This window comes from Pelagibacterium nitratireducens, assembly GCF_037044555.1.
Classification (GTDB): domain Bacteria; phylum Pseudomonadota; class Alphaproteobacteria; order Rhizobiales; family Devosiaceae; genus Pelagibacterium; species Pelagibacterium nitratireducens.
The window spans coordinates 853,210-866,634 of record NZ_CP146275.1 but is presented as its reverse complement, the minus strand read 5'-3'; the positions used below and the strand labels follow the sequence as shown (position 1 = coordinate 866,634).

10 protein-coding genes and 2 pseudogenes are annotated in these 13,425 nt (G+C 61.4%); 3 read left to right on the top strand and 9 right to left on the bottom strand.

The window, feature by feature from the left end:
- Positions 1-50: 50 nt before the first annotated feature.
- The 9 genes and pseudogenes from V6617_RS04415 to V6617_RS04375 form a co-directional block, all read right to left on the bottom strand.
- On the bottom strand, positions 51-395 hold the full coding sequence (locus tag V6617_RS04415) for a hypothetical protein (protein ID WP_338609400.1): 345 nt from the start codon (positions 393-395) through the stop codon (positions 51-53).
- A gap of 1 nt (position 396) precedes the next feature.
- Entirely contained in the window at positions 397-1,203 is an 807-nt protein-coding gene (locus tag V6617_RS04410; protein ID WP_338609398.1) for an alpha/beta hydrolase, read from the bottom strand.
- Positions 1,204-1,258: 55 nt separating this feature from the next.
- Positions 1,259-1,903, bottom strand: coding sequence for a DsbA family oxidoreductase (locus V6617_RS04405; protein WP_338609396.1), 645 nt, complete (start codon positions 1,901-1,903; stop codon positions 1,259-1,261).
- Positions 1,904-1,992: 89 nt separating this feature from the next.
- Positions 1,993-2,616, bottom strand: a complete 624-nt coding sequence (locus V6617_RS04400) for a LysE family translocator (RefSeq protein WP_338609394.1) — start codon at positions 2,614-2,616, stop codon at positions 1,993-1,995.
- Positions 2,617-2,673: 57 nt separating this feature from the next.
- Entirely contained in the window at positions 2,674-4,077 is a 1,404-nt protein-coding gene (locus V6617_RS04395) for an NAD(P)(+) transhydrogenase (Re/Si-specific) subunit beta (RefSeq protein ID WP_338610631.1), read from the bottom strand.
- Positions 4,078-4,085: 8 nt separating this feature from the next.
- Positions 4,086-4,385, bottom strand: a pseudogene (locus tag V6617_RS04390) (proton-translocating transhydrogenase family protein); the annotation flags it as partial.
- A 272-nt stretch (positions 4,386-4,657) separates the two neighbouring features.
- Positions 4,658-5,926, bottom strand: a pseudogene (locus tag V6617_RS04385) (Re/Si-specific NAD(P)(+) transhydrogenase subunit alpha); the annotation flags it as partial.
- Positions 5,927-5,985: 59 nt separating this feature from the next.
- Positions 5,986-6,159: an aa3-type cytochrome c oxidase subunit IV gene (locus tag V6617_RS04380; RefSeq protein ID WP_338609389.1), complete on the bottom strand. Its 174-nt coding sequence runs from the start codon at positions 6,157-6,159 to the stop codon at positions 5,986-5,988.
- A gap of 42 nt (positions 6,160-6,201) precedes the next feature.
- A complete protein-coding gene (locus V6617_RS04375) occupies positions 6,202-8,007 on the bottom strand; it encodes a M3 family oligoendopeptidase (protein WP_338609387.1) in 1,806 nt (601 codons plus the stop codon).
- 182 nt (positions 8,008-8,189) lie between these two features.
- On the opposite strand from V6617_RS04375, the gene V6617_RS04370 reads away from it, so the two are divergent.
- From V6617_RS04370 to V6617_RS04360, 3 genes are all read left to right on the top strand, one after another.
- Positions 8,190-9,671, top strand: coding sequence for a sigma-54 dependent transcriptional regulator (locus V6617_RS04370; protein ID WP_338609385.1), 1,482 nt, complete (start codon positions 8,190-8,192; stop codon positions 9,669-9,671).
- 142 nt (positions 9,672-9,813) lie between these two features.
- Positions 9,814-11,475, top strand: a complete 1,662-nt coding sequence (locus tag V6617_RS04365; RefSeq protein WP_338609383.1) for a L,D-transpeptidase family protein — start codon at positions 9,814-9,816, stop codon at positions 11,473-11,475.
- A gap of 227 nt (positions 11,476-11,702) precedes the next feature.
- Complete coding sequence (locus tag V6617_RS04360; RefSeq protein WP_338609381.1) at positions 11,703-13,337, top strand: DUF882 domain-containing protein; 1,635 nt, start codon at positions 11,703-11,705, stop codon at positions 13,335-13,337.
- Positions 13,338-13,425 lie beyond the last annotated feature (88 nt).

The following is a 13,425-nucleotide window of genomic DNA, read 5'->3' as shown; positions in this document are numbered from 1 at the left end:
TTCGACATGAACGTATTTGCAGAAAAACGCCGTCCTTTGGGGCGGCGTTTTTATTTTTGAACTCCCGGCATATCGAGGATCGGCATCACCTCGACGCCCTCGCCCGGAAAATGGGTGAAATGGGCGTGATTGCGAAACATCTCGGCCGCCGCCACGTGGTCGGGTGCTTCCACAATCACATAGGCTGCGGCTGAATTGGTGATGTCGGCTATTCCGTCCGGGCCGATCTTTTTGGTCTTGCCCAACGGGCCGCCGGCATCGATCACGCGCGAAGCATTGGCCTCCATCCATTCGCCCCAGGCTTTCATGCCCGCCACTTCATCCACCCGCCCCTCGGCATACGCCTTCTCGGTTGCAGTTGCGGTTCCCGTATAGATCGCCAGAAATTTTCCCATTTCAGCCTCCCTGTGCTGTATCAGCAAAGAACGCCTGAGCCCGCTCCCAGATCCCGCGCGCCCACAGATCGGAATGATCCGCCCCCTCCTCGATCCAGATATCGTAAGGATTTGGCGCGTCCGCATAGAGCCGCTCGCCGTTCGAAACGCTCACCGTTCGATCGGCGGTACCATGCGCCACAAAGACCGGCTCCTCGACCGCCCCGATCCAGTCGTTGGACCGGAACTGGTCGAGCATCAGCCAGGCGACCGGCGCAAAAGGATACCGTTCGGCGGCCACGCTCACCGCCGAATAGAACGGGGTTTCCAGGAGCACCGCCTCGGCCGCGCGCTGGCTGGCGACCCACACGGCAGGCGATGCTCCCAACGAACGGCCCCAGACCGCGATATTGTCCTCGCGCTCGTCGAGCCAATCGAACGCCGCGATGGCATCGGCCAGCACATTCTCCTGGGTGATTTCGCCCGGCGACAGCGGAAAGCCGCGATAATCGACCGACAAAAAACCGTATCCCGCTTCAGTGAACGAAAGAAACCGCTCGTATTCGGCCGAAAAGCTTCCAGAATTGCCCTTGAGGTACAGGATCGTGGGTTCATCGGCTGACGGCGGCGCATACCAGCCGGTGATCACCTCGTCATTGCTGGTGGGAATGGTGACGATCTCGGCATCGACCCCCACTGCAACCGGATCGAAAATCTCCCCGGCAGGATAAAAGAAAAACGCCCGCTGATTGACGTAAAGATAGGCCAGCAGCCCACCGTAAACGACAATCACCAAGACCAGAACGCCAATGGCGATCTTCTTGAACATTTCCGATTTCCTCCCGGCGGACCCTGTCCGTGATACCGCCGGGAGAACGGATCGTCTAGGTCAGCTCTTCCTGGCCCAACGCCACGCGAAACGCCCGCTGGAAAACCTCGAGCGGCTGACCTCCGGAAATGGCAAACTGGTTGTTGAAGATAAAGAACGGCACACCGTTGATGCCCTGTTGGCTGGCCGAAACCGCCATCGCTTTGGTTGTGCTGTTCTCGGCCTCATCGGCAATCAGCTTGAGCGCCACTTCGCGCGTATAGCCGTGCTCGGCAGCGATATCGGCCAGGAGGTCATCGTCTGTGATGTCCTTGCCCTCGAGGAAATAAGCGGCCGCAAATGCCTTGGCCAGACCATACTGGTGTTCGGGCGCTGCCGAGCGGATCAGCGTATGCGGCTTGATGGTGGGATAGCTCATCGGCTGCACGCTCATGTCCAGCGGCACCCCGGCATCGCGCGCCGCGCCCTCGACCCGCGCCTGCATGGCATCGATATCGCCGCCATATTTTGCCTTGAGCCTTTCCTTGGTGTTCTGCCCTTCTTCCGGCGTCGTCGGATCGAGCAGGAACGGGTGATGCAAGATCTCGACGTTTACGTCCTCAGGCAGCGTCGCCAGCGCCTGATCAAGCCGCGCCGTGCCGATCAGGCACCAGGGGCATACGACATCGGTGAACAGATCGATGCGGATGGATTGGGTCATCGTGTATCCTTTGCGTTGACGACAACATGGCCATTGGCGCCGAACCGCTCAAGTACGCACATCGATGTAACCGGGACAAAAACACAGGATCAGGATCGTGTGGCAATCAACAGCCAGATGGCGATGACGACCAGCAAGAGACCGAAAACGATGCCCAGTCGCTCGCGATGATGTGGCTGCACAAAATAGGGCTGCAGCGCCGACGCTCCCAGAACGATGGCGATATGGACCAGCGTGGCCGCGAGCACATACACCGCCGCAAGCGCCAGAAAGGCCGAGGGCATCGCCCCATCCGCAAGGAAATTGGGTAGAACGGACAGATAAAAGGCCGCCGCCTTGGGATTGAGCAAATTGGTGATGAGGCCGCGGCGAAAGAAAATCCAGTTCGAGACCGTCAGCGTGTGCTGTTCGACCGGACGGCACGAATCGCGCCAGGTATCGTATCCAAGCCAGACCAGATAGAGCACCCCGGCCCACCGCACCGCTTGATACAGCCAGTCAACCTCGCTGATCAGTGCCGCAAGTCCGATGGCCGCCAGCCCGCCGACAATAGCCAGACCCAGCGCCACACCGGCCACTGCAAAAATCCCCGCCACCCTGCCCCTGTCGACCCCCAGAATGGCCAAATAGGCCATGTTGGGTCCGGGCGTCAGCTCGATGGCGATTGCGGTGGCAAAAAATGCCAAAAGGGTGGAAAGGCCCAGTGTGTCCATGATGGAGAGTGGAGCGCCAGACCAAAAAAGAAAAGGGCCCCGAAGGGCCCTTTGTGATCAGTGATGGAACGCCTTGACGATGGATTCGGTCATCTTCTTGGCGTCCCCGAACAACATCATGGTGTTGTCGCGGAAGAACAATTCGTTCTGCACCCCGGCGTAACCCGCTGCCATGCCGCGCTTGATGAACAGCACAGTGCCTGCCTTTTCCACGTCGAGAACGGGCATGCCGTAGATCGGCGAGGTCTTGTCGGTCTTGGCCGAAGGGTTGGTGACGTCATTGGCGCCGATGACGAACGCCACATCCGCCCGTGAGAACTCGGAGTTGATGTCTTCGAGCTCGAACACTTCGTCATAGGGCACATTGGCTTCGGACAGAAGCACGTTCATGTGCCCCGGCATGCGGCCCGCCACCGGGTGAACGGCATAGGATACCTCCACCCCGGCTGCCTTGAGCTCATCGGCCATTTCGCGCAGCGCATGCTGGGCCTGGGCCACAGCCATGCCGTAACCGGGCACGATAATGACCTTGGACGCGTTCTGCATGATGAAGGCCGCGTCTTCGGCCGAGCCCTGCTTGACGGGGCGCTCTTCCACATCGCCTGAGGCCGCAGCGGCATCATCGCCCCCGAACCCGCCAAGGATCACCGAAATAAAGCTCCGGTTCATGGCCTTGCACATGATGTAGGACAGGATCGCGCCCGACGACCCCACCAGCGCGCCGGTAATGATCAGAGCCGTGTTCTCAACGGTAAAGCCGATGCCCGCCGCCGCCCAACCCGAATAGGAGTTGAGCATGGAGACCACCACCGGCATGTCGGCGCCACCGATCGGGATGATCATCAGCCCGCCCAGAACCAGCGCAATCAGGGTGATGATCCAGAACAGGATCGGATCCTGCGTCACCGAGAACACACCAATCAAAATGACCAGCAACGCACCCAGCCCCAGATGGAGCAGATGCCGGGCCGGCAACAGGATCGGCTTGCCGCTCATGCGCCCATCGAGCTTGGCGAAAGCAATGACCGAGCCGGTGAAAGTGAACGCGCCGATCGCCGTGCCGATGCTCATTTCAATGAGCGCCTGCATGTGGATATGCCCCGGCTCCCCGATGCCGAAAGCAACCGGCGCATAAAGCGCTGCGGCCGCCACGAACACGGCGGCAAGGCCGACCAGCGAGTGGAAGGCAGCGACCAGCTGTGGCATGGCCGTCATCGGCACGCCGCGTGCGATAAACGCCCCGATGCCGCCGCCGATGGCCAGACCGCCGATGATCAGAACCCAGGCGAACGGATCGGTGGGCGCGGCAATGGCCAGCGTGGTCAAAACGGCAATGGTCATACCGACCATGCCCATGGTGTTGCCCCGACGCGCCGTAGTCGGCGACGACAGCCCGCGCAGCGCCAGAATGAACAGCGCCCCGGCGACCAGATAGGCCAGGGCCGCGATGTTTGCGGAAATCATGTGTCCTAGCCCTTCTTCTTGTACATCGCCAGCATGCGCTGGGTGACGAGGAAGCCCCCGAAGATATTCACCGATGCAAGGATCAGCGCGAAAAAGCCGAACCAGCGGGCCGGGCCGGGTTCACCGATCGATGCAACGCCAACGGCAAGCAGCGCCCCCACCACGATCACCGAGGAGATCGCGTTGGTCACTGCCATAAGGGGGGTATGAAGAGCCGGCGTGACCGACCAGACGACGTAGTAGCCCACGAAGATCGCCAGGACGAACACCGAGAGGAAAAAGAAAAAGGGATCGACGACACCGCCCATTATACGTCTCCATCCGTCTTTTTGGCCGCAGGCTTTTTCGCTGCGGGCTTTTTGGCTGCTGTACTTTTTGCTGCCGGTTTGCGCGCTGCAGCGGTTTTGGTGGCCGGCTTTTTGGTCGCCGGCGCCTTGGGTGCTGACGTGCCTGCGGGCGCGCTCTTTGCCGCCGCCGATTTTGCAGCAGGCTTGGCCACCGGCTTGTCTTCGGCCGGAACCGACACCGCACCCGCGGTCGCCACCTTGGCGGCCCGTCCCTTGCCCGAAGCCCCGGTCTTGGCCGGCGCCTTGGCCGTCGGCTTGCTCTCGGCCTTCGGTGCAGCCTTGGTAGCTGCGGTCTTGCCCGTGGCCGCCGTCTTGGCGGGCGCCTTGGCAGTCGCTTTGGCCGGAGCCTTCTTGTCGGCCGGCGCGGCATCGGCTGCCCCGGCAAAGTTCGGATGCACGACGGCGCCGTCGCGGGTCAGAAGCGTTGCCTTGACCAGCTCGTCGTCCCAATCGACCTTCAGGCCCTTGGCGTCCTTGTCGATCATGGTTTCAAGGAAGGCCAGAAGGTTCTTGGAATAGAGCTGGGAGGCCGTCGCGGCAATCTTGCCCTGCAGATTGAGCAGCCCGATGATCGTTACGTCCTTGTGCACGATCGTCTGTCCGGGAACCGTCAATTCGATATTGCCGCCCCGCTCGGCGGCGAGATCGACAAGCACCGAACCCGGCGCCATCGATTCAACCATTGCCTTGGTGATCAGTTTGGGCGCCGGACGCCCGGGGATCAGCGCCGTGGTGACGACGATGTCCTGTTTGGCGATATGCCCCGAAACCAGTTCGGCCTGCGCCGCCTGTTCGTCCTTGGTCAATTCCCGCGCATATCCGCCCGTGCCAGAAGCGTCTTTGAGCGCCTCGGTCATGATGAACTTGGCGCCCAGCGATTCGACCTGCTCGCCTGCTGCGGCCCGCACGTCGGTGGCCGAAACGGCCGCGCCGAGACGCTTTGCCGTGGCAATGGCCTGCAGCCCGGCAACGCCGGCCCCCATGACGAACACCTTGGCGGCGCGTACCGTGCCCGCCGCCGTCATCATCATCGGCAACGCCCGGTCATAAACCATCGAGGCTTCGATGACCGCCTGATACCCGGCAAGGTTGGCCTGGCTGGACAAGATGTCCATCACCTGGGCCCGCGTGATGCGCGGCATCAACTCCATGGCGAAGATCGAGACCCCTGCCTTGGCCAGCGCGGCCAGCGCCGCTTCATTGCCGAACGGGTCGGCAGTGGCCAGAACCAAAGCGCCCTCGGCGGCGCCGGCAAGAGCCGATGCTTCGGGACGCCGGACTGCAAGGATCACATCGGCGCCCTTGACAGCAGCCGCAGCGCTCGCCTCGACCTTCGCCCCGGCATCGGTGTAAAACTGGTCGAGGATGCGCGATGCTTCCCCCGCCCCTTTTTCGACGCTCACGGTTGCGCCAAACCCGATGAGCTTGGCGATCGTCTCGGGCGTCGCTGCAACGCGGGGCTCTCCCCCCACGCGCTCGCGCATTACGGCAATTTTCATGAAACCCTACCTCATATGGCCGGCAGCAAGAATAGCCACTTCCCCCTGAGTTGGGAGATCTAGTGGACGAAGATCAGATACAGGATCACCAGTATTACTGCCGTGGAGATCACGCTCCACTTGGTGCCGGAAAGGAATGCCGCATACGTGCCCGTATGCTCCTCGAATTCCTTTTCCTTCTGTTTTTCGCTGATCGGCTTGTCTGAATAAGATGCGACCTGTTGTTCGGCCATCGCAGCTTTCCCCTGAATTTTTCGAGTCTGAATGGGCGCCCTTTAGGGCTGAGTTTGTTCCAGTTCGTCAATGAGTCTTTCGATCATGGACAGCCCCAGCGACCAGAATTGCGGATCGCGGGCATCCAGTCCGAATGGCGCTAGCAGTTCGGAATGATGCTTCGAGCCCCCGGCGCTCAACATGTCGAAATACTTTTCGGCAAATCCGTCACTGGACTTTTCATACTGTGCGTAGAGCGAGTTCACAAGGCAATCGCCGAACGCATAGGCATAGACATAGAACGGAGCGTGAATGAAATGCCCAATATAGCTCCAAAGGGCTTCATAGCCGTCGTTGAGCCTGATTCCCGGTCCGAGGCTTTCGGTGGAGGTTTCCATCCAGAACGCTTCGATCTCCTCGGGCCGCAATTCCCCTTCGCGTCGTGCCAGATGGATCTTGCGCTCCAGCGTGTAAAACGAGATCTGCCGCACAACGGTATTGAGCATGTCCTCGATTTTGCTGGCGATCAGCGCAAAGCGCTGCTTGGGATCGCTCGTCGCATCGAGAATGGCCCTGAAGGTCAGCATTTCCCCGAAAACGCTCGCCGTTTCCGCCAGCGTCAAAGGCGTGGGCGCCATAAGCTCGCCCTGCCCCGCCGCCAGCCGCTGATGCACCCCGTGGCCCAACTCGTGGGCCAAGGTCATCACATCGCGGGTGCGGCCCATATAGTTGAGCATCAAGTACGGGTGCGCCGTCGTCACCGTGGGATGCGCAAAAGCGCCCGGCGCCTTGTTGGGCTTGACCGCCGCATCGATCCACCCGCTGTCGAAAAACGGCTGCGCCACCTCCACGAGTTTTGGCGAGAACCGGCCATAAGCGTCGAGCACTGTGGTCTTTGCCGTTTCCCAGTCGAAAATCCGGTCGTCCGATGTCGGCAGCGGCGCATTGCGGTCCCAGGCGTCGAGCTTGTCCTTGCCGAACCATTTGGCCTTCATCTGGTAATAGCGGTGCGATAGGCGCGGATAGGCATCGCGCACGGCTTTTTCCAGCGCATCGACAACGTCGCGTTCAACCGAATTGGCAAGGTGACGGCTGTCGGCAACATCCTCATAGCCACGCCAGCGGTCGGAAATTTCCTTGTCCTTGGCCATCACATTGGTGATGTGGGCAAAGAGCTTCTTGTTGGCCGAAAGCGTTGCGCTCAGCCCCTTGAACGCTGCCGCGCGCTTGTCTTCGTGTTTGTCGCTCAAGAGATTGAGCGTCTGCTCGAGCCCCAGCGTTTCGCCATCGATTTCGAATTTGAGCGAAGCCATGGTTTCGTCAAACAGCCGATTCCAGGCGGCATGCCCGGTGACGTACTTGTCGTGGAACAGCTCTTCCACCCGGTCTTCGAGTTGATAGGGCCGCGACTTGCGCAATTCATCGAACCACGGCTTGTAGCGCGCCAGATCGGCGCTGTTTTCGAACGCCGCGTCGAGCACCCCGTCCTCGATCCGGTTGATCTCGAGCGTGAAAAACAGGATGCGGGTCGAAAGCCCGGTCATCTTGTCCTGCGTGTCGCCCAGAAATTTCACCCGGTCACCATCGCCGGTGTTCTGCGCATAATTGAGATAGGCGAAAGATCCGAGCCGTCCGAAAACCTCGTCGAGCTTTTCATAGCGCCTCACCGCATCGATCAACCCACCCGTTTTCGCAAGCCCGTCGAGCTTGCCCTTGAAATCGGCTTCGAAGGCTTTGGTTTCGGTATCGAGGAACGCCATGTCGGCCTTGAGTGCATCGGACTCGACACCGGGGTAGAGATCGCTCAAATCCCATTCCGGCAACTGGCCGAACTGGTTGTGGGTTGATTGCGGCTGGGACACAGACATTGGCAAGGCTCCGGCGATCCTGTTTTTGTGGCACCTTACAGAGCGCCCCGTAAGACAACAAGGCGGCATGGACCCACGGTCCACCCTTAAAACCCTGTTAATCGATCCCGCCTAGCCTGACCCAAATCGGCACACTCTCGATTCGCGTGCGCCGGCGTTTGTAGGCTGGAGTTGCGTTGCATATGCACAAGGTTCTGATCGTCGACGATGATCCCATTCAATCTCGTCTGACCTCGGAAGTCGTCGCCAAGGCCGGGTTTACCGCACTGACAGCGGATTCGGGTGCAGCGGCCCTCGATCTGCTTCGCACAAAACCGGGTATCGGCGCCATGATCCTCGATATGGTCATGCCCGAAATGGACGGCATGGCGGTGCTCGAGGCGCTGCGGCGCGAGACCATCGCAATCCCGGTCATCGTCCAGACCGCCCAGACCTCGCTCGATACCGTCATTTCCGCCATGCGCTTGGGCGCCGTCGATTTCTTCGTAAAACCCGTCGCCCCCGAACGCATCACCATTTCCCTGCGCAATGCCCTCAAACTCGGAACGCTCGAATCCAGTCTCAAGGCCGAACGCGCCCGCCGCGAGGGCAGTTTTTCGTTTGCCCACATCATCACCAAAAGCGAGGCGATGACGCGCACCATGGCGCTGGGCAAGAAAGCTGCCGCCAGCACCATCCCCGTCCTGATCGAGGGCGAATCCGGAGTGGGCAAGGAGTTGCTCGCCCGCGCCATCCAGGGTTCGGGCGACCGGGCCGGCAAGCCGTTCATCACGGTCAATTGCGGCGCCATCCCCGCCAATCTGGTGGAATCGATCCTGTTCGGCCACGTCAAGGGCGCCTTTACCGGCGCCACCTCCGACGCACCGGGCAAATTCCGCGAAGCCCATAATGGTACGCTGTTTCTCGACGAAGTGGGCGAACTCCCCCTCGACACGCAGGTCAAGCTGTTGCGCGCCCTCCAGGATGGTGAGATCGAGCCGGTCGGCGCCTCACGCCCCACAAAGGTCAACGTCCGGGTGATCTCGGCGACCAACAGGCGCCTGCTCAATCTGGCGCGGGACGGCGCGTTCCGCGAGGACCTCTTCTACCGCCTCAACGTCTTTCCCATCTACCTGCCGCCGCTGCGCGAGCGCCGCGATGACATCGCCGGTCTCGTCGATCATTTCATCGCCCGCTTCGCTGCCGAAGAGGGCCGCCGCGTCACCGCGATTTCCCCCCAGGCGCTCGATATGCTTCTCGCTTTCGATTGGCCGGGCAATATCCGCCAGCTCGAAAACGCAGTGTTCCGCGCCGTGGTTCTGGCCGAACATCCTGTGCTGTTGCCCGAGGATTTCCCGCAAATCCTCGCTGCTGAAAAGGGCCGCGACGCCGTGCACAGCGATCGCCCCGCAGGTTTCACCCCGTTGGCGCCCGTCCATATCGACAACGCCCCGGCAATGCCGCGCCTACCCGATACAACGCCCATCGCCATCCCCGACCGGTTCCTCGATGCGACCGGCAACGTGCTACCATTGGCCGACATCGAAAAGGATCTGATCGCCTTTGCCATTGATCACAATGCCGGTCGCATGGCCCAGGTCGCCCGCCAATTGGGCATCGGGCGTTCGACCCTTTACCGCAAGCTCAAGGAATATGGGCTCGAAGGAGCAGCCGATGTTGCCTGAAAGCCGCAAAGACCTGATGAACCCGTTCACGAACCCGGCACGTTGCTTGCAGGCGACCGCAAACCCGCTAAACTTTCTCCGGTTCGCGCATAGGAAAGATTCGCCAGCAGGGCGGACGGATGCGCCGATGGCTTGGTGCGGCATGATGAAGACTTTGAACTCCGGGCTCAAAGCGCTCCTTGTGGGCGCCTTTGCGGGCATTTCACTTCTTGGTTTCAGCGCGACGGCCACCGCGTTCGAAACGGTGATGGTCGATGGCGTCCAGGCGACGCGCATCATGATCGCGCCGCCGCGCAACACGCTTGAGCAGACAATTCGCGACGGCCTACGCGACGCCATGGCCCAGGCGCCCTCCGGCCGGGCCGCTGACGATGCGTCCCGGCTCTATTATTTCTACGGTGCCCGCCATTTCGAGCCGCTCTGGCTGACCGAAACCGATGACGGCATCGTTTTTTCCGGTGCTGCCAAGCAGATCCTGGCCATCTTCGAGGATGCCTATCTTCAGGGCCTCGATCCGAACGATTACAGCATCGATATGGCCAAGCTCGACGCCGCCGCCGGCGATCCCGCGGCACTGGCTTCCCTCGAAGCCGAGTTTTCAGCGGCCATCCTCCATTATGCAAACGATGCTCATACCGGCCGGCTCGACCCGCGCTCGGTGTCGGGCTATATCGACCTCGCGTCCAAGAGCGTGGACGAGGCCGAACTGTTTTCGGCAGTGGCCGAGGCGTCCGACCCGGCGACTGTCCTTTTGAGCTATCACCCGAACCATCCCGAATTTATCGCCCTGCGCGACCTGCTGGCCAGCCACTACGCCGGTGAAATCGAGGACCTGCCTCCGATCGCCGATGGCAAGCTCATCAAACTCGGGATGGCAGACCCGCGCGTCCCCGCGCTGCGTGAGCGTCTCGGTCTTGCGGCCGCGCAAACTGACCCCCTTGTTTACGATGCCGCGCTGGCCCAAGCGGTCGAAGCGTTCCAGACCACCATCGGCCTCAACCCCGATGGTGTGGTCGGCCCAGCGACCATTGCCGCCATCAACGGGGCAAATGGTGCCACCCGTGCCGATATCGTCGCCAACATGGAACGCTGGCGCTGGATGCCCGAGGATCTCGGCACGTTCAACGTCTTCGTCAACATTCCCGAATTCCGCCTCGACGTGAACCGGGAGGGCCGCTCGGTCTGGGACACGCGGATCATCGTGGGCACCGCCAAGAACCAGACGCCGCTGTTTTCCGACATGATCCGTCACGTCGTCACAAACCCGTATTGGAACGTGCCGTCCTCGATCCTGAGCGCCGAAATCTTCCCCCAAGTGGCGCGCAATCCCAACTATATCGCCAGCCAGAATATGGAACTGATCTATCAGGGCAACGCCATCGACCCCTGGATGGTGGACTGGTCGCGCGCCAGCCCGTCGATGTTCCGCGTGCGCCAGAAGCCAGGCACCTCCAACGCGCTGGGGCAGGTGAAATTCCTGTTCCCAAACTCCCACGACGTCTATCTGCATGACACCAATGCGCGATACCTGTTTGACCGCTCGATGCGGGCGCTCAGTCATGGGTGCGTGCGCGTTCAGGACCCGTTCGGTTTTGCCGAAGCCCTGCTCCAGCATGAGCCCAGCCTCACCGTCGCCTCGCTCGAAGGCACGCTGGGCGGCAGTGAGCGTTGGTTCAACATGGACCAGCAGGTCCCTGTCCATCTGGCCTATTTTACGTTGCGGATCGATCCCGACGGGACCGTCAAATCGTTCGCCGATCTTTATGGTCACAACGCCAAAGTCATTGAAATGCTTGGCCTCTGAGCCAATGCCATGGCCGGGACCGTTAAGGTCCCGGTAACGTTCCTGCCATGCTCGCGCCGCCTTTTTCGCCTAGCCTGCAAACCTGAGGGCAAAGCGCGGGCTGGCGTACACATCCCGTTAGCGTTAACAATCTCGCATGAGTTTGTTGTTAGAGTGCCGTCGAGTTTGACACAAAAACGGGCTAACCGGGCGTGACGCGTAGTAGGGCTTTCCAACCAGTCGATAAGATGATGCGGGCGGTTCTGGCCCTGGCAATCGCATTGGCCAGCCTGTTGCCGTTCGCCTTGCCGGCCCAGGCCGCCAACGAGCGCGAAATCTATCTCTATTATACCCACACCAAGGAAACGATCCGCATCGTTTACAAGCGCGACGGACGGTTCATTCAGTCGGCGCTCCAGACGCTCAACGTATTCTTGCGCGATTGGCGCCGCAACGAGCCGGCCAATATGGACCCCGCGCTGTTCGATCTTTTGTGGGAAGTTTATCAGGAAACCCGCGCCACCCAGCCCATCCACATCGTTTCCGCCTATCGCTCGCCCCAGACCAACGCCATGCTCGCCGCCAATTCGTCCGGCGTTGCCGATAATTCCCAGCACATGAAGGGCAAGGCGATCGACTTTTTCATTCCCGGCGTTCCCATCTCTACGCTGCGAGCAGCCGGCATGCGCAAGCAGATCGGTGGCGTGGGATATTACCCCACATCGGGCAGTCCGTTCGTCCACCTCGATACCGGTTCGGTGCGCGCCTGGCCACGCATGACCGAGGCCCAGCTTCGCGACCTGTTCCCCGATGGCCGCACCATGCACGTTCCCTCCAATGGACGGGTTCTGTCCCAGGAAGGCTATCAGTTGGCCCAGGCCGAATGGCAGCGCTGCCATCGCGTGCCCTGTAACGCCGGCAGCCCCATGACCGGAGGCGCCGTGCAGGTGGCCGACAACGATCGTCCGCGTACACTCTGGGACATGATCACCGGCGGCGATGAGGATGCAGCACCCCAATCGGCCCCGCAGGCGGTGGCATCGGCTCCCGCGCCCGTTCAGGCGTCCGCCCCGGCCCAGGCTGCGGACCGTGACACGGCGCCCGTTCAGCTCGCCAGTATCGAACCCCCCGCCCCGCCGGTCCGCCCGGCTGATCTGATCGCGGGCACCATGGTCGCCGATACGCCCGAACCGCAGACGATCCCCTTCCAGGTGATCGATGCCGCCGAAATGACCCGCCAGGTCGCCATGGCCGATACCGACGGCATCGAAGATGCCCCCTTGCCCCCCTCGATGTCGCGCGCCATGGCCGAATTGCGCGCCACAACCCCTTCGGCCTATGCGCCCTCGGGCGGCGGCTCGTTCGAGCTGGCCGATGTAGAGGAGGCACCGACTCCTCAACCGCGGCCGCAATTTACCCCCGCTATCGCAGCTTCGGTTGCGCCCGCCGCCCCGCTTCCGACAACCGAGCTTTCGATGCGCCCCAGCTTTGGCGACACCATCGAGGCTGCCTCTGTCGATCCGTCTTCCGAACTCGACGCCTTCGCCTCCCTGTTTGACGGTGTCGTCATGCCGGGCGCCGCTGAGGCCACAGAATCGAGCGAGCCGGACGCCGCGACGGCCAATGCCATGGCCAGCCTTGCTGTTGACGCCGGAACGCTTTATGCGCCTCAACTGGCAGCCAGCGACACGACACTGCTGGCCTCCGCAACCCTGTCGAGCAGCCAGTTCGCCTTCGAAGGCGCTCCCGATACCCCCACGACGGCGGGCGACGATGTAACACTCGCCACCGGTTTTGCCCGCACCGCCTCCCTGGGCCATTCGAGCTCAGAATTCACGCCGGGCCAAACCATCTGGGTTCATTACGACAGCCAGGCCAACTGACACAGTCTGGTCCTCTTTGGTTGCCAAAACGGCGCCGGCTGACTACATCAGGTCAGCATGGTGATGCCGTTCGAAGTCAGTCATAAGG

Coding starts and splice junctions, on each gene's coding strand:
- V6617_RS04415 (WP_338609400.1), bottom strand. CDS start 395: ATGGGAAAATTTCTGGCGATCTATACGGGAACCGCAACTGCAACCGAG.
- V6617_RS04410 (WP_338609398.1), bottom strand. CDS start 1,203: ATGTTCAAGAAGATCGCCATTGGCGTTCTGGTCTTGGTGATTGTCGTT.
- V6617_RS04405 (WP_338609396.1), bottom strand. CDS start 1,903: ATGACCCAATCCATCCGCATCGATCTGTTCACCGATGTCGTATGCCCC.
- V6617_RS04400 (WP_338609394.1), bottom strand. CDS start 2,616: ATGGACACACTGGGCCTTTCCACCCTTTTGGCATTTTTTGCCACCGCA.
- V6617_RS04380 (WP_338609389.1), bottom strand. CDS start 6,159: ATGGCCGAACAACAGGTCGCATCTTATTCAGACAAGCCGATCAGCGAA.
- V6617_RS04375 (WP_338609387.1), bottom strand. CDS start 8,007: ATGTCTGTGTCCCAGCCGCAATCAACCCACAACCAGTTCGGCCAGTTG.
- V6617_RS04370 (WP_338609385.1), top strand. CDS start 8,190: ATGCACAAGGTTCTGATCGTCGACGATGATCCCATTCAATCTCGTCTG.
- V6617_RS04365 (WP_338609383.1), top strand. CDS start 9,814: ATGATGAAGACTTTGAACTCCGGGCTCAAAGCGCTCCTTGTGGGCGCC.
- V6617_RS04360 (WP_338609381.1), top strand. CDS start 11,703: ATGATGCGGGCGGTTCTGGCCCTGGCAATCGCATTGGCCAGCCTGTTG.